This window comes from Pelagibius sp. CAU 1746 (genome assembly GCF_039839785.1).
Taxonomy (GTDB): Bacteria; Pseudomonadota; Alphaproteobacteria; order Kiloniellales; family Kiloniellaceae; genus Pelagibius.
Map to the genome: position 1 here is coordinate 399,982 of NZ_JBDOQT010000001.1, position 22,164 is coordinate 422,145.

14 protein-coding genes are annotated in these 22,164 nt (G+C 66.5%); 8 read left to right on the forward strand and 6 right to left on the reverse strand.

What is annotated here, in order from left to right; genetic code table 11:
• Positions 1-212: 212 nt before the first annotated feature.
• Complete coding sequence (locus tag AAFN88_RS01820; RefSeq protein ID WP_347517796.1) at positions 213-2,018, forward strand: SLC13 family permease; 1,806 nt, start codon at positions 213-215, stop codon at positions 2,016-2,018.
• A 19-nt stretch (positions 2,019-2,037) separates the two neighbouring features.
• Here the strand turns inward: AAFN88_RS01820 and AAFN88_RS01825 are convergent, their stop codons facing one another.
• The 3 genes from AAFN88_RS01825 to AAFN88_RS01835 all read right to left on the reverse strand — a co-directional run bounded on the left by AAFN88_RS01825 (position 2,038) and on the right by AAFN88_RS01835 (position 5,927).
• Positions 2,038-4,059 carry a PAS domain-containing protein gene (locus AAFN88_RS01825; protein ID WP_347517797.1) on the reverse strand — a complete coding sequence of 674 codons (2,022 nt, stop codon included), beginning with the start codon at positions 4,057-4,059 and terminating at the stop codon, positions 2,038-2,040.
• Between the two features lie 307 nt (positions 4,060-4,366).
• Entirely contained in the window at positions 4,367-4,894 is a 528-nt protein-coding gene (locus AAFN88_RS01830) for a PAS domain-containing protein (RefSeq protein WP_347517798.1), read from the reverse strand.
• A gap of 91 nt (positions 4,895-4,985) precedes the next feature.
• A complete protein-coding gene (locus tag AAFN88_RS01835; RefSeq protein WP_347517799.1) occupies positions 4,986-5,927 on the reverse strand; it encodes a LysR substrate-binding domain-containing protein in 942 nt (313 codons plus the stop codon).
• A gap of 180 nt (positions 5,928-6,107) precedes the next feature.
• Here AAFN88_RS01835 and AAFN88_RS01840 point away from each other — a divergent pair, with 180 nt between their 5' ends.
• Both AAFN88_RS01840 and AAFN88_RS01845 read left to right on the forward strand, forming a co-directional pair.
• On the forward strand, positions 6,108-7,580 hold the full coding sequence (locus AAFN88_RS01840) for a catalase (protein WP_347517800.1): 1,473 nt from the start codon (positions 6,108-6,110) through the stop codon (positions 7,578-7,580).
• Between the two features lie 427 nt (positions 7,581-8,007).
• Positions 8,008-10,179 carry a hypothetical protein gene (locus tag AAFN88_RS01845; RefSeq protein WP_347517801.1) on the forward strand — a complete coding sequence of 724 codons (2,172 nt, stop codon included), beginning with the start codon at positions 8,008-8,010 and terminating at the stop codon, positions 10,177-10,179.
• Between the two features lie 31 nt (positions 10,180-10,210).
• On the opposite strand, the gene AAFN88_RS01850 is transcribed toward AAFN88_RS01845, so the two are convergent.
• On the reverse strand, positions 10,211-11,230 hold the full coding sequence (locus AAFN88_RS01850) for an adenosine deaminase (RefSeq protein ID WP_347517802.1): 1,020 nt from the start codon (positions 11,228-11,230) through the stop codon (positions 10,211-10,213).
• Positions 11,231-11,451: 221 nt separating this feature from the next.
• Here AAFN88_RS01850 and AAFN88_RS01855 point away from each other — a divergent pair, with 221 nt between their 5' ends.
• Complete coding sequence (locus AAFN88_RS01855; RefSeq protein WP_347517803.1) at positions 11,452-12,549, forward strand: phospholipase D-like domain-containing protein; 1,098 nt, start codon at positions 11,452-11,454, stop codon at positions 12,547-12,549.
• Between the two features lie 123 nt (positions 12,550-12,672).
• Here the strand turns inward: AAFN88_RS01855 and AAFN88_RS01860 are convergent, their stop codons facing one another.
• Positions 12,673-13,503 carry a DUF1194 domain-containing protein gene (locus AAFN88_RS01860; protein ID WP_347517804.1) on the reverse strand — a complete coding sequence of 277 codons (831 nt, stop codon included), beginning with the start codon at positions 13,501-13,503 and terminating at the stop codon, positions 12,673-12,675.
• A 260-nt stretch (positions 13,504-13,763) separates the two neighbouring features.
• Between AAFN88_RS01860 and AAFN88_RS01865 the strand changes: the two genes are divergently transcribed.
• The 4 genes from AAFN88_RS01865 (at position 13,764) to AAFN88_RS01880 (ending at position 21,180) form a co-directional block, all read left to right on the forward strand.
• Positions 13,764-16,511, forward strand: coding sequence for a Mur ligase family protein (locus AAFN88_RS01865; protein WP_347517805.1), 2,748 nt, complete (start codon positions 13,764-13,766; stop codon positions 16,509-16,511).
• Between the two features lie 109 nt (positions 16,512-16,620).
• Complete coding sequence (locus AAFN88_RS01870) at positions 16,621-17,205, forward strand: LemA family protein (RefSeq protein ID WP_347517806.1); 585 nt, start codon at positions 16,621-16,623, stop codon at positions 17,203-17,205.
• Positions 17,202-19,160: a DUF2207 domain-containing protein gene (locus tag AAFN88_RS01875; RefSeq protein WP_347517807.1), complete on the forward strand. Its 1,959-nt coding sequence runs from the start codon at positions 17,202-17,204 to the stop codon at positions 19,158-19,160. Before AAFN88_RS01870 ends, AAFN88_RS01875 begins: the two co-directional genes overlap by 4 nt.
• 22 nt (positions 19,161-19,182) lie before the next feature.
• Complete coding sequence (locus tag AAFN88_RS01880; protein WP_347517808.1) at positions 19,183-21,180, forward strand: DUF2207 domain-containing protein; 1,998 nt, start codon at positions 19,183-19,185, stop codon at positions 21,178-21,180.
• A gap of 21 nt (positions 21,181-21,201) precedes the next feature.
• On the opposite strand, the gene AAFN88_RS01885 is transcribed toward AAFN88_RS01880, so the two are convergent.
• Complete coding sequence (locus AAFN88_RS01885; protein WP_347517809.1) at positions 21,202-22,053, reverse strand: LysR family transcriptional regulator; 852 nt, start codon at positions 22,051-22,053, stop codon at positions 21,202-21,204.
• Positions 22,054-22,164: the final 111 nt, after the last annotated feature.

Below are 22,164 nucleotides of genomic sequence, written 5' to 3' on the forward strand. Positions count from 1 at the left end.
GACAGCGTGAAAGGCCGGCGTTAAGGTTGCGTTAAGCATAACCGGACGACCCGCGGCGCGCGACGCCCTCCGGGCGGCCAGGGCCGCCGGGCGTCCCCCCGCATATGATTTTGCGGCAGCGCAGCGGCGATGACACAATCGGGTATCCGAATCCGCGGGGCCGGGCAGACGCGGGCGCCGCGGCAGCCACCTCCAGGGAGCCGAACCGCGCCGTGACCCCGCAAACCATCACCCCGGAAGGTATGACCGGCGACCAGGCCCTGCTCTTCGCGATCCTGCTGGCGCTTTTCGGCCTGCTGGTCTGGGGCCGCTGGCGCTACGACGTGGTGGCCTTCGCCAGCCTGATGGCCTGCGTGGCCCTGGGCCTGGTGCCGTCCGGGGAGGCTTTCAACGGCTTCGCGCATCCGGCCACCATCACCGTCGCCGCCGTGCTGGTGCTGAGCCGCGTGCTCTCGGGCACCGGGGCCATCGACCGTCTGACCCGGATCGTGCGCCCGGCCGCGGACAACACCACGACCCATGTCGGCGCTCTCGCCGGGCTGGCGGCGGCCATGTCGGCGGTGATGAACAACGTCGGCGCGCTGGGCATCCTCATGCCCATGGCCATCGAATCGGCGCGCAAGGCGGCCCGCTCGCCCAGTCTGCTGCTCATGCCTCTGTCCTTCGGCTCCATGCTGGGCGGCCTCATCACGCTGATCGGCACGCCGCCCAACATCATCGTCGCCAGCTACCGCGGCGAACTGACCGGCGACCCCTTCCACATGTTCGACTACACCCCCGTCGGCCTGGCCATCGCCCTGGCCGGGGTGGTCTTCGTCGCCCTGATCGGCTGGCGTCTGGTGCCGCAGCGCGCCGGCGCGCGCGCCAAGGACGAGCTTTTCGACATCGAGAAATACGTGACCGAAGCGACGGTGCCGGAAGACAACCCCAACATCGGCAAGACGCTGCGCGAGATCGACGAGATGACCGAGGACATCGACGCGGTGATCATGGACCAGATCCGCGGCGACCGCGCCTATCCCCCGGCGACGCGCAAGCAGCTGCGCGCCGGCGATATCCTGAAGATCGAGGCGGCGCCGGAGGAAATCGACAAGTTCGTCAGTAAGCTGGGCCTGGAGATCGGCGGCGAGGCCTCCGGCGTGGAGCCGCGGGAAAAATCCTCCGACGCCACCCTGATGGAAGTCGTGGTGGCGCCGGGCTCGCGCCTGGACGGCCGCCTGGCCGGCTCGCTGCGGCTCTTCGCCCGCCGCGGCGTCACCCTGCTGGGCGTCTCGCGCCAGGGCCAGCCCTTCCACGGGCGCCTGCGCTCCTTCCGCATCCGTCCCGGCGACGTGCTGCTGCTGCACGGCGAGGGAGAGCAACTGGCCGACCTGGTGCCGGCCTTCGGCTTCCTGCCGCTGGCCGAGCGCGAACTGCATTTCGGCAAGCGCGGCAAGGGCCCGGCCGTGATCGCCATCTTCGCCGCCGCCGTCGCCGCCGCCAGCTTTGGCCTGCTGCCGATCCACATCGCCTTCGGCATCGCCATCGTGGCGCTGGTGGCCACGGACCTGATGAACGTGCGCGAACTCTACGACGGCATCGACTGGTCGGTGATCGTGCTGCTGGGCGCGCTGATTCCCGTGGGCGGTGCGCTGCAGACCACCGGCGCCACGTCGCTGGTCGCCGACGCGGTGCTGACCCTGACCGCCGGCCTGCCGGCCGCGGCGGTGCTGGTCATCGTCATGGTGGTGACCATGACCCTGTCCGACATCCTGAACAACGCGGCCACCGCCGTGGTCATGGCGCCCATCGCCGCCACCATCGCCCAGCGCCTGGGGGTCGACCCCGACCCCTTCCTCATGGCCGTCGCCGTGGCGGCTTCCTGCGCCTTCCTGACGCCCATCGGCCACCAGAACAACGCCCTCATCCTGGGACCCGGCGGCTACCGCTTCGGCGACTACTGGCGCATGGGGCTGCCGCTGGAAATCCTGGTCATCGCCGTGGCGGTGCCGGTCATCCTGGTGTTCTGGCCGCTCTAGGGGGCCGGCAACAGGGCGCTCAGGCCGTCCTGCGGCCCGGAGCGGCCGGATAGAGGCTTTCCACGCCCACGCGCTCGGCGGGGAAGCGCACGGTGATCGACGACCCCCGGCCCACCTCGCTCTCGATGGCCATGGAGCCGCCGTGCATCTCGGCCAGCGACCGGGTGATCGGCAGGCCCAGGCCGGTACCGTCGTGACTGCGCGTGTGAGCGCTTTCCACCTGGCCGAAGGGCTGCACCACGATCTCGATGTCGTCGGCCGACATGCCGATGCCGGTGTCGCGCACGACGAGCGCCAGCTGGCCGCCCGGTTCCCGCCGCGCCTCGACAACGACCCCGCCGCCCCTGGGCGTGAACTTGATGGCGTTGGACAGCAGGTTGAGCAGGATCTGGCGCACCGAGCGCTTGTCGGCATAGAGCGAGGGCAGGTCGTCGGGCAGCAGGGTGCGCAGCGTCAGGCCGGCGTTGGCGGCGGATTCCTTCACGATGGTCTGGCAGGACTGCACCACCGAAGCGACGTCGAAGAGTTCCTCATGCAGTTCCATGCGCCCGGCCTCGATCTTGGAGAGATCGAGGATGTCGCTGATGATGGACAGCAGGTGACTGGCGCTGCGGCGGATGTCCTCGGCATACCCGCGGTACTGCGGACTGCCGAGAGGGCCGAAGAGGCCCTGCTCCATGATCTCCGAGAAGCCGATGATGGCGTTCAAGGGGGTGCGCAGCTCGTGGCTCATGTTCGCGAGGAAGGCCGACTTGGCGTGGTTGGCGCGTTCGGCCTCGTCGCGGGCGACGCGCAACTGCTGCTCCTTCTCCTTGATCTCGCTGATGTTCATGTGGATGCCGCCGATGCCGATGGCGTGCCCCGAGGAGTCCAGCACCGGAAAACGGGTGATCATGGAGAAGACCTTGCCCCCGTCGCGCCGCGTCACCTCCATCTCCGCTTCCATGGGAATGCCGGTGCGCAGCACCGTGCGATCCTGGGCGTTGGTCACATCGGCCTCCGCGGCCGGGAAGTGGTCGTGGGCGCACTGGCCGATGATGTCGCTGCTTCGCAGGCCGTAGAGCTCCCCGAACTGCTGGTTGGCCAGCAGATAGACACCGTTCTGGTCCTTCAGCACCAGACCGGCGGGCAGGTGGTCGATGACGGCGCGCAGGCGATCGCGGAGTTCGCGCTCGGTCCGCTCGATGATCTTGGTTTCGCTGACGTCGGTGGCGGTCAGAAAGATGCCGCCGTTGCCGGTGCGCTCCTCGCGCAGGCGGAACCAGCGCCCGTCGACGCGTTCCATCTCGAATTCTTCGACCGGGTTGCGATGCCGGCTGACGCGCTCGGCGATCCACGCTTCCTCGCGGCCCGCGGCGGCGGGGATCATCCCGTTCTTGACCTGCAGCCGCGCCAGCTCCTCGAAGGTCATGCCGGGGCCGATGGAGGATGCCGCCTGGCCGAAGATATCGACGTAGCTGTCGTTGAACAGCAGCAGGCGGTCCTCGCTGTCGAACAGCGCCACCGCCGAGGAAAAATGCTCGATCGCCTGCAACAGCAGATCCTGCGCCTCGAAGGCCATGCGGCGGGCACGGTATTCTTCGGTCAGGTTGCGCCCGGTGCCGCGGTAGCCGAGGAAGGCGCCGTCGTCGTCGAACAGCGGCACCCCGCTGATCGACCAATACTGCCGGTCGCCCGCGTCGCTGACGTAGACGTAGCGAAAGTCGCGAAAGGCGCGATGCGCCTTCAGATCCTCGAGATGGGCTTCCCACTTGTCGCGATCGGTGTCGCCGGCGCCGATTTCCTGGCGGGTCTTGCCGAGGGTGCTTTCCGGATCGACGCCGGTGACCTCGCGCAGCCGGTCGGACATGAAGGAGAAGCGCAGGTCCGCGTCCATCTCCCAGAACCAGTCGGAGGCGGCGGCGGCGAAGTCGCGCAGGCGGGCCTCGCTCTCGCGCAATGCGGCATCGGCCTGGGAGCGCTCGGTTGCAAGCTGCTCAACCTCCTCCACGCGCCGCCGGAGCCTCTCAAGCTCCTGGGCCAACTGCGCTTTTGTCGGCAAAGGCCGATTTCCCTCTAAGCTTCTGGTGGTGCAGGAAAATTTCAACATACAAGCGTTAATAGAGATTGAAGATCGTTAGTCGCGGCAAGAATTACAATAGCGAATACACGGCATGGCTGTACTACCTCTGCGTGCCGTTCGAATCGCCGGCCGGCGACTTCTTCGATTTCCAAGATGGACGCGGCCGGCGGGCGCGACGTTGACTTCGGAAGGGTTCGGGGGAGACGGGGGCTTCGATCCCGCACCGCCGCGCTCGCGAGGGAGAGGACGGGGTGGACCGCGGGGTCCCGGTCTTCGGCGATCGCGGCTAGGCCACGGCCTTGGAGAGGACGTGGAGGATGCGCTCCACCTTGTCGCCGCCGTCACGAAAGGGGAGTTCGAGGATGCGCAGGAAGATGTGGGCGCGCCCCTTGGCCGGCAGCTTGCCGGACGTGAGACCGATCAGCCCTTCGTTCCGTATCTCGCGGAAATGGTCGCGGAACTGCAGGGCATAGAAGCGCGGCGCCAGTTCGCTGAAACGGTGGTTCTGCATCGGAAACCCCAGCAGCTCCGTCACCCTCTCGCCGGCCAGGCGGAAAGTCGGGTCAGGCTCGTCGGTTTCGAACTTGCTGAGCATAAGCTGTGCGTGCCAGCCGCGGAAATCCGAGAAGTCCATGTCGTTCCAGTCGGGCACGGCCGCGCCGCCGCGCCGTTCGCGCCAAAGATCTACGATGGCCGCGAAGTCCGAAAGGGCTTCGCTCTCCTCCTCCGGCTGGAAGCGTTGCAGCGTCAGGGGCGGCAGGTTCGAATCTTCGACCGCTGCGAGAACTTCCCCCAGCCTCTCACCCTCGTCCACGGCGGTGCGCGTCCTTTCGCGTGGAAAGCAGACAATCGGATGCCTACGAAAGTCTTCCAGAACTACACAGCGAATGCACGTGGATTGTTTATTAGACCGTAGTCCCGGCCGCTAGCGGAGGCGGCTCGACCGTGTCTGGCAGCACGGTAAAGATGACCTCGGCCAGGGCCTCCACAAGGCGCGGCTGTGGAAAGGAGCGGCGGTACCAGAGCGCGACCGGGCGGGCCGCCGTCGCCAGCTTCAGGGGCCGCGCCACGATGCCGGGGTGCGGACGCTCGACCGCCAGGGCCGGCACCAGGGTGCAGCCGAAGCCCGCGGCCACCATGTTCAACAGGGTCTCCAGGCTGGAGGCGCGCAGGTCGGCGAAGCGCCCCTCGGCCTTGGGGCCGCTTTCCTTGCCCGGGCGGGTACAGACCTTCAGCACCTGGTCGCGCAGGCAGTGGCCGTCTGTCAGCAGCAGCAGGTCGACCTCGGCCAGGTCGGCCTCGGCGATTTCGGCCAGGGCATCCAAGGGGTGGCCCTTCGGATAGGCGACCCAGAAAGGTTCGTCGAACAGCGGGATGGAGGTCAGCTCCGGGGCATCGGGCGCGGTCGCCAGCACCGCCGCGTCGATCTCGTGCGCCGCGAGACGCTCCAGCAGGCCCGCGGTCATCTCCTCCACCAGCACCGGCGTCAGCGCCGGGCAGCGCTGCTTCAGCGGCCCCAGCACCAGGGGCATGAGGTAGGGACTGACCGTGGGGATGACGCCCAGGCGCAGAGGCCCCGCCATAGGGTCGCGCCGGGCGCGGGCGATTTCCTCGATGCGTGCCGCCTGTTCCAGCGCCAGGCGGGCGTGGGCGACGATCTGAGCGCCCAGCGGCGTCACCGCCACCGAGCGGCTGCTGCGCTCGAAGAGGGTGACGCCGAGGCTTTCCTCCAGCTTGCGGAGCTGGCCGCTGAGGGTCGGCTGGCTGACGTGGCAGCGCTCGGCGGCGCGGCCGAAATGCCGCTCCTCGGCCACCGCCACCACGTAGCGCAGGTCACGCAGGTTCATCCTCCGAAGGCTCCCTTGGCTGATAGGACCACATAATAGATATTGCCGATCAATATGATTGAAACAATCGATTTTACGCATCCTCCACTCCAATTTAAATTAGAAAAATTCCAAATGAAAAAAACGGGACCGGCGCGGCAGCCGCCCCCGACTTCGATCCCACCCCCAAGGAGGACTTCGATGGCTGACAAGAAGACCCTGACGACCTCGGCAGGCGCGCCGATCTCCGACAACCAGAATTCGATGACCGCCGGGCCGCGCGGCCCGGTCCTGATGCAGGACTATCAGCTGATCGAGAAGCTGGCGCACCAGAACCGCGAGCGCATCCCCGAGCGCACGGTCCACGCCAAGGGCTGGGGCGCTTTCGGCACCTTCACGGTGACCCAGGACATCACGAAATACACCCGCGCCGGGATCTTCTCGCAGATCGGCAAGGCGACGAAGATGATCGCCCGCTTCTCCACCGTGGCCGGCGAGCAGGGCGCGGCGGACGCCGAGCGCGACGTGCGCGGCTTCGCCCTGAAGTTCTACACCGAGGAAGGCAACTGGGACCTGGTCGGCAACAACACGCCGGTCTTCTTCATCCGCGATCCCTACAAATTCCCGGACTTCATCCACACCCAGAAGCGCCATCCGCGCACCAACCTGCGCTCGGCCACGGCCATGTGGGACTTCTGGTCGCTGTCGCCGGAGAGCCTGCACCAGGTGACCATCCTGATGTCCGACCGCGGCCTGCCGCAGACCGTGCGCCACATGAACGGCTACGGCTCGCACACCTACTCCTTCATCAACAAGGACGGCGAGCGCTTCTGGGTGAAGTTCCACTTCAAGACCCGGCAGGGCCACAAGCACTGGACCAATGCGGAGGCCGAAGAAATCGTCGGCAGAACCCGCGAGTCGACCCAGGAGGATCTCTATTCCTCCATCGAGAACGGCGACTTCCCGCAGTGGATGGTCTACGTGCAGGTCATGCCGGAGACCGAGGCCGGGAAGACGCCCTACAACCCCTTCGACCTGACCAAGGTGTGGCCGCACGGCGACTACCCGCTGATCGAGGTCGGCGTCATGGAGCTGAACCGCAACCCGGACAACTACTTCGCGGAGATCGAGCAGGCCGCCTTCTCGCCCTCCAACGTCGTGCCGGGCATCGGCTTCTCGCCGGACAAGATGCTGCAGGCGCGCATCTTCTCCTACGCCGACGCGCACCGCTACCGCCTGGGCACCCACTACGAGGCCCTGCCGGTCAACGCGCCGAAGTGCCCGGTCCGCCACTACCACAAGGACGGGCCGATGCGCTTCTTCGCCAACAACCCCACCCCGGACGCCTACTACGAGCCGAACTCCTTTGACGGCCCGAAGCAGGACGAGAGCTACGCCGAGCCGCCGCTGAAGATCTCCGGCGATGCCGAGCGCTATAACCACCGCGACGGCAACGACGACTACACCCAGCCGGGCAACCTCTTCCGCCTGATGGATGCCGGACAGCAGCAGCGCCTGTTCAGCAACATCGCCGCGGCCATGCAGGGCGTGCCCGAGGAGATCGTCCAGCGCCAGTTGGTGCACTTCCACCGCGCCGACCCGGCCTACGGCGCCGGCGTCGCCAAGGCCCTGGGCGTCGAGTTCAAGGGCGACGCCGCGGCCGCCGCGGAGTGAGTGAAGTTCGGGCGTCTCGCGGCCCATGCTTCGAGACGCCTGCTGCCGCAGGCTCCTCAGGGTGAGGCCCACCCCGACACCTCATCCTGAGGAGGCGGCGAAGCCGCCGCCTCGAAGGGTCTGCGACAAACACCGAAGCATCCCGCCGGTCCTCCCGGACCCCTGCGACCCCCCCTCAAGACACCGGGGGGACCGGCAACCTTCGGCCGGAGCCGCCGGGCGCTCGCTTTTCCCTCCTTGGGAGCAGCGCCCGGCGGTTTCCGGCCGAATTCTCATTCCATCCAATTCTTGCTTCCCCTGTCGCGTCTTCACGGTTCCTCAAACGAGGCACCGACTAACACCAAAGCGCCTTCGATTACTTTGCATTGTTAGGTAAACGGCACAATACTTCCTATGCGGGCATTCTCGGGAGAACTTGAGGCTCTCAATGGCTCTTGCTCAGCAAGTGACTGGCCCACTCCCAGGCGTGAGGGAAATCGCCAAGTGGTGCGAACAACGGGCCGAATCGCTCGGCACCGAGGCATCACGCCAGTTCCGCCTCATTGTCCTCATCGTCATGATCGGCCTGGCGCTGCTACTGGTGCTGCCGCCCCTGATTGGGCAGATCGATTTCTGGGCCAGCAGGACCTTCAGCGGATCACCTGCCGTTGAGAAGCTCCAAGGCGTAAGGGCCGCAGTCCAGCGACTCATATCCCAGGTAGCTGAATCGACAGCTCAACGCGATACTCTTGCGACAGATCTACAAGCCGTCCGCAACAAGCTGAGCCAGCTCTCCCAAAATTCGCTCCGGATGCTCGAAGAAGCTTCCACTGCCCTAAGGGCTCCCATGTCCGTCTGGGAACCGGTCCATAGCACCTCGCTGCGCTCAAGCATTGGCACATTGGAGGTTATTTCCAACGGGTCGCTGCTGGTAGCAGGTCCCGGAATCAACTTTCTCGGCCAGGGCAATATATACTTATTGCGATCAGCTGACGGCGAATCCTTCTCACCTATCGACATCACCAAAGGATCCGGTGAGACACCAGACGGAGCGCTGTACGACATACTTGAGATGCGCGACGGCAGGATTTTCGCCGTCGGCGCCGAGATTGGCAGTGACAAAGCTCTAGGATCAACTAATCGCAGCTCGCTCAGGAGTGCCTCCGCAAGGACCAATTCGCATTTGGTAATCCTGCGCTCAGACAACAGTCGCGATTGGTCAATCATCCGGCCTACGACCACAGAGGGCGAGAGGCTGAATGTAGTTCCAAGGAGAATTGCCCAAGCCCCCGACGATGCGCTGATTATTGGAGGTACTTTCGGAAATGATGAAGGCCGATCCATTGCGGTTCTTCGCTCCGAAAACGGCGAGGAGTGGGCTTCTCTAGCCGTCCAACGTGGTAACGGAGAGCCGATCACAGGCTGGATCAGCGAGATCAAGTCTACTTCGATCGCACCCTTAATCGCGGTAGGCACTGAAAAGATCGACGGTGTCGATTGGATGCTAACGCTGCAATCAGAAGATGGACATTCATGGACTCCAGTTTCTCCGGTCGATGCCAATGGCAGCCGTCTCAAGGGGTGGATGACCGCTTTGGTGGAAGCGCCGGATGGCTCCCTAATTGCGCTCAGTGACAAAGGCACTGGAGAAAAAACCGATATCAAGTTCTTCCGGTCGGAGGACGGTCGCGTCTGGACTACCGTTCTTCATCTCACTGACAACGACGGCCGCCCCCTCAGGGGGCAGATTAGCTCGGTGGCAATCACACCCTCAGAAACGCTGGTCGCTATTGGTACCAGTGCCGCCATTGGCGCTAATAAGGTAAGTTCATCCATTATCAGTTCGAAAAACGGACAAGACTGGACAACAGGTTTTGTGGAATCCGTTTCCCCAATCGACGTTTATTTCGGATTGAACCTAGCTGTGGCGCACGATGGCGCTATCTATGCTTCATCCTTGACCGAAATTTGGCGTGGGCGTTGGGCGCCTCCCGGTAGCGATGCCCTCTGGATAGATCGGCTGCGTGAGGGTTCCCAAACCGACTCTCCCGAAGGAATCCAAATAACGCTACGTCAGATGGCAGATGATCTGTCCCAAGAGGGACGACTGTATCCGCCGGGGACTGCGGCGCTCCTCAACAAGGCAAACGACACGCTGGCCGCATGGCTGAGCAACAGCGACTCCGAGAAACGCATCGATAGTCTCCACGCCGATACGGACAGAGCTGTTGATCGGCAGAAGGATACTCTTGAAAAGGTTGAGGCAGGAGCGACACAGCTCGCCAAAGCTCTTACGGACGCGGACGAACTGCGATGGGCAAGCCGAATCGCAACGCGTATCGCCGTGGTGGCCCTCTTGATTTACCTAGTTCAGATTGTGGTCAATCGCTATCGCTATCTACAACGTCTCCAAGGATTCTATCGCGCTCGCGCACAGGCGCTGTACCTCGTTGCTGCAGATTCGCAGGAAACCGGAAAGCTGCTGGAGAACGTGACCATTACCGATCTCATGCACGCCCTTGCTCCCGACGGCATTGGCTTCGACAAGTCGGCTGAGCCACCCACCCAGAATATGCTGCACATGTTCCGTGAAGTGATGCGCCGTGAGAAAAGTATCTGAAGTCAGCCGCGACTGGCATCTTCACCTACTTTCAATTCGCCTTCGCTGAATAACTCTCGACCTCCGCCACGTACTTCGCCTTGGTTGCGTCGTCCAGGAAGGAGGCCTCGAAGGAGTTGCGGGCGATCAGCGCCAGTTCTTCCTCGCTGAGGCCCAGAGCCTGGCGCACGGCGGCGTAGTTGTCGTTCATGTAGCCGCCGAAGTAGGCCGGGTCGTCGGAGTTCACGGTGACGAAGAGGCCGCGGTCCAGCATCATCTTCAGGGGGTGGGCCGTCATGTCCTCGACCACGCGCAGGCGCAGGTTGGAGAGCGGGCAGACGGTCAGCGGCATCCTGCGCCTGGCCAGCTCTTCCACCAACTCGGGATCCTCCAGGGCGCGGTTGCCGTGGTCGATGCGCGAAACATGCAGGTCGTTCAGCGCCGACCAGACGTAGTCGGGCGGACCTTCCTCCCCGGCATGGGCGACGGTCAGGAAGCCTTCTGCCCGCGCCCGGTCGAAGACCGCCTTGAACTTCATCGGCGGGTGGCCCTTCTCCGAGGAATCGAGGCCGACGCCGACGATACGGTCCTTGTAGGGCAGCGCCTGCTCCAGGGTCGCCATGGCGGCCTCGGCGGGGAGGTGGCGCAGGAAGCAGAGAATGATCTTCCAGGTGATGCCCAGTTCCTTCTCGCCGTCTTTCAACGCCCGCTCGATGCCGTTGAACACCGTCCCGAAGGCGAGGCCGCGGTCGGTATGGCCCTGGGGATCGAAGAAGATCTCCACGTGGCGTACGTTGTCCTCGGCCACGCGGCGCAGGTAGGCCAGGGTCAGGTCGTAGAAGTCCTGCTCGTTCTGCAGCACCGACATACCTTGGTAATAGAGGTCGAGAAAGTCCTGCAGCCGGGTGAAGCTGTAGGCGGCGCGCAGCGCCTCGACGTCGGCATAGGGAAGGGTCACGCCGTTGCGCGCGGCCAGGGCCACCATCATCTCGGGCTCCAGCGAGCCCTCGATATGCAGGTGCAGCTCGGCTTTCGGCAGGCCGGCAATGAAATCGTTCACGCTGTCACTCACAGTCTCATCAATCCTCTCTCCTGGAAAACCGCCGCATCCGGACGCATGCTAGCCGCCCTGGCGGACTGGATGCTACCCGCCCTGGCGGGCCGGATGCTACCCGCCCTGGCGGGCCGGGGCACCCCCTTTGCCCCCTCTCTTCGCCCTTAAACTTGTGCGGCGGGCTTCCGCCGTTGCGGTAACATTATCGTGCCAAGGGGCAGCAGAGGAGGGGAGAGGCCATGCCGTTCATCCTGAACGAACGCCTGGAACTGCACATGGGGCCGTCCAGCCTGGGCGCCCCCGACGACCTGGAGCAGGTCATCGTCGGCTTCATCGACGCTGCGGAGACCAGCCTGGACGTCGCGGTGCAGGAGATCGAGTCCCTCTCCATCGCCACCGCCCTGATCCGCGCCAAGCAGCGCGGCGTGCGGGTGCGGCTGGTGCTGGAGCAGGACTACCTGCGCGCCGGCAACCCGCCCGCCGATCCCTTCGCGGTAGGCGGGGAAGACGAGGAGAACCGCAACCTTTTCGCCGCCATGCTGCGCGCCAACATCGACGCGCGCACCGACTATAACCCCGACATCTTCCATCAGAAGTTCATCGTGCGCGACAGCGGCAAGCCGGGCCGGGCGCTGCTGACCGGCTCCACCAACTTCACGCCGACGGGCGTGGGCAGCCATGCCAGCAAGAAGAACCTGAACCACGTCGTCATCGTGCACGACCAGTGGGTCTGCAACGAGTACGACGCCGAGTTCGCGGAGATCTGGCAGGGCACCTTCGGCAAGGTCCGCAACCGCCACGAACCCTCGCCGCGCAACAACCGCGTCGCCGGCATCACCGTACGCGCCCTCTTCGCGCCGGACCACGCGCCGGAGATGGAGATCATGAAGCAGATCCTGAAGGCAAAGGACCGCGTCGATTTCGCCATCTTCACCTTCGCCCAGTCCTCCGGCATCGACGACGCCCTGGTGGCCATGGCCAAGGGCGGACTGCGCATCCGCGGCATCTTCGACGCCGGCCAGGGCAACCGCGACTGGGCGGCGACCCGCATGGTGGCCGACGGCGGCGGCGAGGCCTTCCTCGCCTCGCGCAAGCACGGCCTGGGCAAGCTGCATCACAAGCTGATGGTCATCGACGGCGCGGTGATCATCGCCGGCAGCTTCAACTACACCGACCCGGCCAACCGCCTTAACGACGAGAACATCCTGGTCATCGGCGACCTGGAGGACGACGACCCCGAAGCCCAGGCCGCCCAGCGCCAGCTCGCCGCCTTCGCCCTGGCCGAGATCGACCGCATGATCGCCGAGCACGGCGAGCAAGTGCCGCTGACGCCCTGAGCTGGACCTCCGCAACCACACGGCTGTCATGCTCGGACTTGATCCGAGCATCCAGGGCAGGCGCACGAATGGCCGCCCTGGACCCTCGGGTCAAGCCCAAGGGTGACGATAGAATAGACGGACTCAGTCGATGGCCCGCTGTGGCGCGGCCCCGCCACGGGCCTGGGCCAGGCGCTGGCGGAAGGTCCGCTCGTCGGGCACGGCCGCGATCTCCAGCAGCAGCTTCTTACGCACCGCGTCGGCGAAGGACTCCATGTCGTCGGCGGTGACCACGAAAGCGGCCGGCCCGCCGATGATGTCGCGCTCGTAGGCCTCCTCCAGGTCGTAGAAGACCGGACGGCCGCTGCAGTCGCGGCACAGGATGGCGAGGCCGTTGATGACGATGTCGGCGGCGATGGCGGCCTGGCGCGCCGCCTCCAGCGGGACCCCGCCCCAGGAATTGGCCGAGTCGCCGGAAATGTCGATCACCCGGCGGAAACCGTTGATGTTGTTACTCTCGATCGTCAAGTGGGCGTAGAAGATGGCCGAGCCGATGGCATTGCGTCCGAAAGCGCGGCGCGGCGTCTCCATCAATGCTTCGGCGAAGTTGGCCGCCGCGCCCTGGCCGTCGATGATGGTCCAGGGCACCACCACCTCCTGCGAGGAGGCATCGCCCCATTCCACGTAGGTGATGGCGATCTTGCGCTCATGGCCCAGGGAAATGGCCGAGAGGATATCGGGATGCAGGATGGCGTCGGCATAGCCCCGGCGCTGGAAAAAGATCTCCCGGTCGTCGATGGAGCCCGTGGAGTCCGCCAACAGCACCAGTTCCAGGTCGACCGGCAGGCCGCTGCGGTTCTGCGGCGGAACGTCAGGCAGCGGCTCGTCGCCGAGCTGCAGCGGGGTCTGGGCGCCGGCCGGTCCCGCCGGCAGCAAGGCAGACACGAAGATCAGAGCTGAAAAGAACCGCCGCATCGGCAACATCCCCCTTCGACTATGCAAACATGACTGCACCGGTAGAGAAACCTAGACCGATGGGCGACCGCGCCAAGGGAAACCGGGCGTTACCTTAAGGCAATTCCCCGCCGCCGCCACGGCGGAAATGCCCCGGCAGGCGGCGGCGGGCGGGCGCGGCCTGCCCCTATCCGGCCGGGGAGGCGCCCCCAATTGCGCTTGGTCGGGCCTGTTCCCTGCCGCTATGCTGCCCCGAGGCGGGGAAACAGCGAATAGCGGACATGAGAATAACCAAGGCCCGCGCCTATGCGGGCCCGAACGAGATTGCGGCGATTCCGCTGGTCCACATCCGAGTGACCATCGAAGGACCGCAGAGCTGGCCCGACGACAGCGTCTCGCCCGAACCCACCAAGGCGCTGCTGAAGCTGCTGCCGGGCCTGGCCGAGCACCCCAGCATCACCGAGGAACCCGGCGGCTTCATCGCCGAGTTGCGCCGCCCGCCGGGCCTGCCGCTGGCCTATGTCGCCGGGCGCATCGCCACCGAACTGCAGCGCCGCCCCGGCGGAGCGCCGAAGCCCGCCGCCCTGCGCCGGCGCCCGGCAAGGCAAGAAGACGGCGGCCAGGATAACGGTGCCGAGGTTCAGGACATTTTCTTCCACTACGACGACCCCGAGATCGGCGTGCTGGCCGGCAAGGGCGGCGTGATCATCGCGCTGAGCCTGCTGCCGCCGGAAATGCGGCCCGCCCACCAGTACCAGGAGCCGATCGACGGCGGGACGGTGCTGAGCAACTTCCGGAAGGCCGCGGAGAGAACCCAGTTGGATCAGACGGCGCTGGCTCTGATCGAGGAAGCGCAGCGCCGCGACATCCCCTGGTTCGTCGCCGACCGCAAGCTGCGTGTGGTGCAGTTCGGCCAGGGCCGCTTCCTGCAGCGGACCCGCGAGACCGTCACCGACAGGGTCTCCAACACCGCCGCGCTGTTCCAAAGCGACAAGGCCACCACCAACCGCATCTTCTCGCAGGTGCTTCTGCCGGTCCCCCGGCAGATCGCCGTGCAGGACAAGGAAACGGCCGTGCGCGCGGCCAGGACTCTGGGCTATCCCGTCGTCGTGAAGCCGGCGCGCGGAGGCAAGGGCAAGGGTGTCAGCGTGCAGCTCGAAGGCGACCAGGCCGTCGCCGAGGCCTTTGTCGTCGCCCGCCAGAACCATCCCGAAGTGGTTGTCGAGAGCTACATTGCCGGCTTCGATCACAGGGTCCTGGTGGTCGGCGGCCGCATCGTCGCCGCCGCGCGGCGCGTCCCCGGCGCCGTGACCGGCGACGGGCAGCGGACCATCGCCGAGCTGCTGGCGGAGGTGAACGAGGACCCGCAGCGCGGCACCGGCTTCAACCGTCTGATGAACCGCCTGGAACTGGACCGCGAAGCCCTGCGGATGCTGGAGAAGCGCGGCTACAGCAGCGACAGCGTGCCGCCCAAGGGCGAGGTGGTCACGCTGCGCGGTACCGCCAATATCTCCACCGGCGGCACCGCGATCGACGTGACCGACCGCATCCACCCCGACAACCGCCTGATGCTGGAGCGCGCGGCGCGCGTTTCCGGGCTGGACGTGGCGGGGGTCGACTTCCTGACGCCCGACATCTCGCGCTCCTACCGCGTCGCCGGCGGCGCCATCTGCGAAATCAACTATTCCCCCGGCCTGCGCCCGCATCTGGTCGCGGCCCAGGCCTCGGGCGTGGCGCGCGACGTCGTGGGGCCGATCGTCGACCGGCTGTTTCCCGGCCGGAGCAACGGCCGCATCCCCATCGCCGCGGTCACCGGCACCAACGGCAAGACCACGACCACGCGCATGACGGCCCACATCCTGCGCCGGGCCGGCGCCGAGATCGGCGTCGGCTGCATCGGCGCGGTGACCACGGATGGCGTCACCATCGACGGCCAGATGGTCGCGAAAGGCGACGTGGCCGGCATGAGCGGCGCCCAGGTGCTGCTGCGCGACCCCTCGGTGGAGGCCGCCGTCCTGGAGACGTCGCGCGGCGGCATCGTGAAGGGCGGCATGGCCTTCGACTGGTGCGACGTGGGCGCTGTCCTCAACATCGCCGACGACCACGTCGGCGCCGACGGCATCGAGAGCTTGGAGGATCTGGCGAGAATCAAGGGCCGCGTCATCGAGGCGGCGTGCAGGCTCGCGGTGCTCAACGCCGACGACCCGCGCTGCCTGGCCCTGGCGGACCTCAAGGCGCCGGCGCAGGTTTGCCTGGTTTCCATGAAGCCCCTGAACCAAGCATTGCGAGACCACTTGGCCAGGGGCGGGGCGGCAATCAGCCTGGATGGCCAAGCCGGCGATCAACTCATCCTGCTGCACTCCAGCGAGGCCAGCGAGCCCGTCATGAAGGTCAAGGAGATTCCGGCCACCTTGGGCGGTGCGGCGAAGCACAACATCCAGAATGCGATGGCCGCCATCGGACTGGCTCACGGTCTGGGACTGTCGCGGGAGGGCATCGCCAAGGCCCTGACCGGCTTCGCAAGCGACAACGCCTGCAACCCCGGCCGCCTCAACATCTACGAAGGCCACCCCTTCAAGGTGGTCTTCGACCGCGCCCACAACCCCGACGGCGTCGCCGCGCTCTGCGAAGCTCTCGGCGCCATGGACGTAACGGGACGGCGCATCGCCGTGCTGACCGGCATCGGCAACCGCCACGCCCGCCACATCGAAAGGGTCGCCGACATCATCGCCGGCAAGTTCGACACCTTCGTCTGCTCACGCTCAAGCGAGAGCACAGACATCTTCGAGGATGTGCGCGGCATCCCCGCCGCCGAGATCACCAGGCGCCTTCACGCCGCCCTGGTGGCGCGCGGGGTGGCGCCGGAGAACGCGCCCATGGTCGAGTACTACAGGGACGCCGTCGACAGGGGCCTGGATCTGGCGGAAGCAGGCGACCTGCTGGTCATCATGTCCTGGACGCCGGACTGGTGCTGGGATCGCATCCTCGCCTACCGCAAGGCGGAGCGGGTGGAGCGGGCGGAACCATGATTGAACCTTCCCCGCCGTCCCGGCGACTACCCAGAGACGACCGGCAAAGGCCGGTCCGCGGACGCTTGCCCGCAGGTCCGGGCGTTTACTTCAGGGGTGGGAGAACCCGATGCCACTTGGAACCGTAATCGGCGCCCTTGTCGGGCTTGCCGTGCTGGCGCTGATCTGGGCGGTACTGATCTACAACCGCCTGGTCGCCCGCAAGCAGCAGACCGAAGAGGGCTGGAGCGGTATCGACGTCCAGCTCAAGCGGCGCTCCAACCTGATCCCCAACCTGGTGGAGACGGTGAAGGCCTATACCAGCCACGAGCGCCGCACCCTGGAAGAACTGACCGAGTTGCGCGGCCAGGCCCTGGCCGCCGGGAACGCCCCGGCCGGTGCCCGCGCCGCGGTGGAATCGCGCCTCGGCGGCGCCCTGGGGCATCTCTTCGCCGTGGCCGAGAACTACCCTGACCTGAAGGCCTCCAACAACTATCTGGCCCTGCAGGAAGAGTTGAGCGACATCGAGAACCATATCCAGATGGCCCGGCGCTACTACAACGGCTCGGTGCGCAACCTCAACACCCTGATCGGGTCCTTCCCCAGCAACCTCGTCGCCCAGCGCTTCGGCTTCATGGAGGCCGAGTATTATGAGGTGGACAGCGCCGCCGACCGCGCGCTGCCGGAGGTCCGCTTCGGGGAGGGCGGCACATGACCGGCCTCTGCCTGCGGCGCGCGCTCGGCGCGCTGCTCGCCCTGCTGCTCCTGGCCGCGCCGGCCACCGCCCAGGAGGACAACGACCGCATCCCGCGCTTCGCCGCCACCATCGTGGTGGAGGACAACGGCGATCTGACGGTGACCGAGGAAATCGATTTCCTGGTCATGCCCGGCAGCGAGAAGCACGGCATCTACCGCGACTTCCCCACCACCTACCGCGACGCCCTGGGGCTCAACACAAGAGTCGGCTTCGAGCTGCTGGGGGTGACGCGCAACGGCCGGGCGGAGCCCTATATCGTGCAGCAGGCCGGCGCCGGCATACGCATCCGCATCGGCGCCGCCGACGTGCTGATCGGCGAGGGCACCCACCGCTACAGCCTGACCTACCGCACCAGCCGCCAGATCTTCTTCGACGCGGAGGCCGACGAGGTCTATTGGAACGTCACCGGCAACGACTGGGCCCACCCCATCGACCGCGCCGAGGCGACGGTCTATCCACCGGCCGGCGCGCCGGTGGTCGACACCAAGGCCTTCACCGGCTACGCCGGCGAGGATGGCCGGGAAGCCACCGAGGGCCGCAGCGGCGACGGCGCCGTCACCTTCGCCACCTCGCGGACGCTGCAGCCCGGCGAGGGCCTGACCATCGTCGTCGCCTTCCCCAAGGGCTTCGTGCCGGAACCGGGCAGCGGCGACCGCCTGGCCGCCGCTCTGCACGACAACCTCGGCCTGCTGGTCGGCGGCATCGGCCTGCTGGCGGTCTTCGTCTACTTTTTCCTGCAATGGCGCGCCGTCGGCCGCGACCCCGAGGGCGGCGTCATCGTGCCGCGCTTCGAGGCGCCGCGCGGCCTCTCCCCGGCGGGTACGGGCTACGTCTGGGCGCGCTGCCGCGGCACCACCCTGCCGACCGCCCAGGCATTCACCGTCGCGCTGACCAGCCTGGCCATCAAGGGGCGGCTGACCATCGAAGAGGACGGCAAGACCTACATCCTGGAAGGCCGGCCCCAGGCGGAGGGACAGACCGCCGCGCGCCTGCCGGGCGGCGAGGCGGCCGCGCTGTCGCGGCTCTTCCCGCTGGGCAACGAGAGGGTGGAGATTGAGCGTGCCTACGATTCCAAGATCGGTGCCGCCGCCGACAAGGTGATGGCGGCCCTGAAGCGCGAACACGCCAAAGCCTACTTCCGCCACAACACCTGGATCTGGCTGGGCGGCGTGGCGCTCGCCCTGGCCGGCATCGCCGCGGCGCTGACCCTGCAGTTCGGCGATATCGAGTTCCTCTTCATGGTCGCCTTCGGCATCGTCTTCATCGGCGGTTTCACCACGCCCGCCGCGCTGATCGCCTACAAACTGGCGCCGCTGTGGGCGGCGGCCCTGAGCGGCGACACCAAGAACCTGGCCGGCACGATCTTCGGCAGCGTCTTCATCCTGCCCTTCTTCATCCCGGCCCTGGGATCGGTCTACCTGATCTTCCAGGAGTTCGGCCTGCTGATGGCGCTGCTGGTGGGCCTCTACATTTTCCTCGCCGTGCTGTTCTGGTTCCTCATGAAGGCCCCCACCCGCCTGGGTCGTGTCCTGCGTGACGAGATCGAAGGCTACCGCCTCTACCTCTCTGTCGCCGAGGCCGACCGGCTCAACATGCTGACCGCGGAGCCGGAGATGACCCTGGACCTCTTCGAGCATCACCTGCCCTACGCCATGGCGCTGGGCGTCGAGGAGCCGTGGACCCGCCGCTTCACCGAGAACGCCAGCGCCGCGGTCCAGCAGGCCGCCGAAAGCGGCCGCCGCTGGTACCGCTCCAGGACCGGCCACCGCAGCTTCGCCAGCATGGCCCCGGCCCTGGCCGGCGGGCTCAGCCGCACGCTGTCCAGCGCCTCGACCCCACCCAGCAAGAGCTCGTCTTCCGGCGGCGGCTCCTCGGGCGGCGGCGGTGGCGGCGGCGGCGGCGGCAGCTGGTAGCCGCCCGGCCCGGAGATTTCTCATGCGCCTCCAACGGCATCTCCCCCTCATCGCCCTGCTGCTGAGCCTTTCGGCCCTAAGCCTTCTCGGGGCCTGCCTGGCGCCACCCGCCGGCGCCCAGGAGGAAAACCCGGACCGCATCCCGCGTTTCGCGGCCGACATCGTGGTGGAGGAAAGCGGCGACTTCCTGGTGACCGAGGAAATCGACTTCCTGGTCACGCCCGGCAGTCAGAAGCACGGCATCTACCGCGACTTCCCCACCACCTACAGCGGCTTCCTGGGGCTGCGCGACACGGTCGGCTTCGAGGTGCTGGAGGTGACCAAGAACGGCGCGGCCGAGCCCTATGTCCTGATCGAGGGGCCCGCCGGCGTGCGCCTGCGCATCGGGCGCGAGAACCTGCTGCTGCGAGAAGGCGTCCACCACTACCGCATTGTCTACCGCACCGACCGGCAACTGTTCTTCCACAGCAACCGCGACGAGGTCTATTGGAACGTCACCGGCAACGACTGGGCGCATCCCATCGACCGCGCCGAGGCAACCATTCACCTGCCGCCGGGCGCCGTGGCCCGGCAGACCGCCGGCTATACCGGCTATGCCGGCGACGACGGCAAGGACTACATCGAAGAGGTGACGCCCGCGGGCGCGGTCTTCTTCGCCACCACCCGTACCTTGGCGCCCGGTGAAGGCCTGACGGTCGCGGTGGCCTTTCCCAAGGGCTACGTGGCGGAGCCGAGCTTTGGCGGAAAGCTGAGCCGCGGCCTGCTCGACAACCTCGGCCCGCTGGTCGCCTTCCTCGGACTCGTCGCCGTCTTCTTCTATTTCCTGCTCCAGTGGAACCGGGTGGGCCGCGATCCGGAGGCCGGTGTCATCATCCCGCTGTTCGAGGCCCCCGACGGCCTCTCGCCGGCGGCCACCGGCTACGTCTGGGCCGCCGCCAAGGGCGAGGCCTTCGGCAAGACCAAGGCCTTCACCGTCGCCTTGACCAGCCTCGCCATCAAGGGGCGGCTGACCATCGACGAGAAGGGCAGCACCTACACCGTGACCCGGAAGCCGGAGAAGAGCTCGGCCGAGACGCTGCCGCCCGGAGAGGCGGCGGTCATGGAGGCGATGTTCCCCGGCGACCAGGAAAGCACGGTCATCAGGCCCAAGTACACGGCGGCGATCGGTACGGCGGTCAAGCGCATCGGCGATGTGCTGGGCCGCGAGTACGACAAGGTCTACTTCCGCCACAACATGGGGTTCTGGTTCCTGGGCGTGCTGCTGGCGGTGGCCAGCGCGGTCGGCGGCCTGCTGATCCAGGCCGGCAGCCTGGACCTGCTGCCCTTCATCGGCCTGGGCGGTGTCTTCGGCCTCGTCTTCTCCATCCCCGTAGTGCTCATCGCCCGGCAGATCGTCTGGGACCTGGCCGCGGTGCTGCGCGGCGAGACGAAGCTGTCCTGGGGCGCGGTCATCATGCTGGCCTTCATCCTCCCCTTCATGGTGCCCGGTCTCGCCGCTCTCTACTTCACCTGGGACATCTTCGGGCTGCCGCTGGCGCTGCTGGTCATCGCCCACCTCGCCAACCTGACACTGTTCTGGTTCCTGCTGAAGGCGCCGACGCGCCTAGGCCGCGACATGCTGGACCGGATCGAGGGCTACCTGCTCTACCTCACGGTGGCCGAGAAGGACCGCCTCAACATGCTGACGGCCGAGCCGGAAATGACGGTGGAGTTGTTCGAGCACCACCTGCCCTACGCCATGGCGCTGGGGGTGGAGAAGGAATGGAGCGCGCGCTTCACCGCCAGCGCCAGCGCCGCGGCCCAGGAAGCCGCCGTGCAGCGCCAGCGGCGCTGGTACCGCTCGCGCGACAGCCGGGGACTGCCCGATCTCTCCCGCGCCGCCGGCGGTCTGGCCTCGGGGCTCAGCAGCACGCTCAGCACCGCCGCGACGCGGCCGAGCAGCAGCGGCAGTTCCAGCGGCTCCTCGGGTGGAGGCTCCTCGGGCGGCGGCGGCGGTGGCGGTGGCGGCGGAAGCTGGTAGTCGTCCCGGGAGGCTGCGTCCTCAAGCCTCCTCCACGAGCCAAGCTATGAACGTTCGCGCCAGCGGGCGCGGCATTGAATGGGTGACGACGTAATACCCCAGTGCGCCACGCGGCTCCGAATACATTTCGGTAAGAATACCCGCGTCGAGGTCGCGTTGGATCAGGGCACGGGCTTGCAAGGAGACCCCCTGTCCCGCACGAAGCGCAGAGAGCACCAGCGAGTTGGTCGGGTAGTGCCGGTAGTGCTCGGCGTCGAAGTCGATGCCGCGTGCGTCCGCCCAGAGTCGGTGCTCCTGGCGGCCGGACTCGAACAGCCAGGAGAGCTTTCTTAGGTCGGCAATGTCGCGGACCGCATGGGCACGGGCAACTTCCGGCCGCGCCACCACCGTGTATTCAGCAGAAGCGAGGTGCACGCTGTCCAAGCCCGGCCAGTTGCCCTCACCATAGCGGATTGCCATGTCAAAGCGTCCGGCACGCAAATCCTCCAGCCGCAAGCTTGGCACCAGTTCAAGCTCGATCTCGGGATGTCTGGCCCAAAACTCTCCCAGCCGAGGCATCAGCCAGTTCTCCGCGAAGGCCGGTGTCAGGGCAAGCTTCAGAGGCCGGCGGGCATCATCGCCGATCATGTCCTCGACCGCGGCGAAAAGCGTGTCGAAGGCCTTGCGGGTGGACCCGGCAAAGGCGCGCCCGGCCTCGGTGAGTTCGATCCCGCGACCGCGCCGCTCGACAAGACCCTGCCCGAGATCGGCTTCCAGCTTTCGCACGTGCTGACGGAGCGCCGCCTCGGTCACGTTGAGGGCCGCCGCGGCAGCGGAATAGCTACCGTGGCGCGCTACTGCATCGAACCCCCGAAGAGCCGCGAGAGACGGCATCCGATTCCATATCATACCGTAGTTTTACTTTCACTTTGGAAAAATTTCCACCGCTTAGAAACTGATATTATGAGATAAAATGCTACGTGATCGTAGATTTACTTCTGGATG

Excerpts from the sequence above, each read along its gene's own strand:
- AAFN88_RS01870 (WP_347517806.1), top strand. The coding sequence starts at position 16,621 with ATGCCACTTGGAACCGTAATCGGCGCCCTTGTCGGGCTTGCCGTGCTG.
- AAFN88_RS01875 (WP_347517807.1), top strand. The coding sequence starts at position 17,202 with ATGACCGGCCTCTGCCTGCGGCGCGCGCTCGGCGCGCTGCTCGCCCTG.
- AAFN88_RS01860 (WP_347517804.1), bottom strand. The coding sequence starts at position 13,503 with ATGCGGCGGTTCTTTTCAGCTCTGATCTTCGTGTCTGCCTTGCTGCCG.
- AAFN88_RS01845 (WP_347517801.1), top strand. The coding sequence starts at position 8,008 with ATGGCTCTTGCTCAGCAAGTGACTGGCCCACTCCCAGGCGTGAGGGAA.
- AAFN88_RS01835 (WP_347517799.1), bottom strand. The coding sequence starts at position 5,927 with ATGAACCTGCGTGACCTGCGCTACGTGGTGGCGGTGGCCGAGGAGCGG.
- AAFN88_RS01880 (WP_347517808.1), top strand. The coding sequence starts at position 19,183 with ATGCGCCTCCAACGGCATCTCCCCCTCATCGCCCTGCTGCTGAGCCTT.
- AAFN88_RS01840 (WP_347517800.1), top strand. The coding sequence starts at position 6,108 with ATGGCTGACAAGAAGACCCTGACGACCTCGGCAGGCGCGCCGATCTCC.
- AAFN88_RS01855 (WP_347517803.1), top strand. The coding sequence starts at position 11,452 with ATGCCGTTCATCCTGAACGAACGCCTGGAACTGCACATGGGGCCGTCC.
- AAFN88_RS01885 (WP_347517809.1), bottom strand. The coding sequence starts at position 22,053 with ATGCCGTCTCTCGCGGCTCTTCGGGGGTTCGATGCAGTAGCGCGCCAC.
- AAFN88_RS01865 (WP_347517805.1), top strand. The coding sequence starts at position 13,764 with ATGAGAATAACCAAGGCCCGCGCCTATGCGGGCCCGAACGAGATTGCG.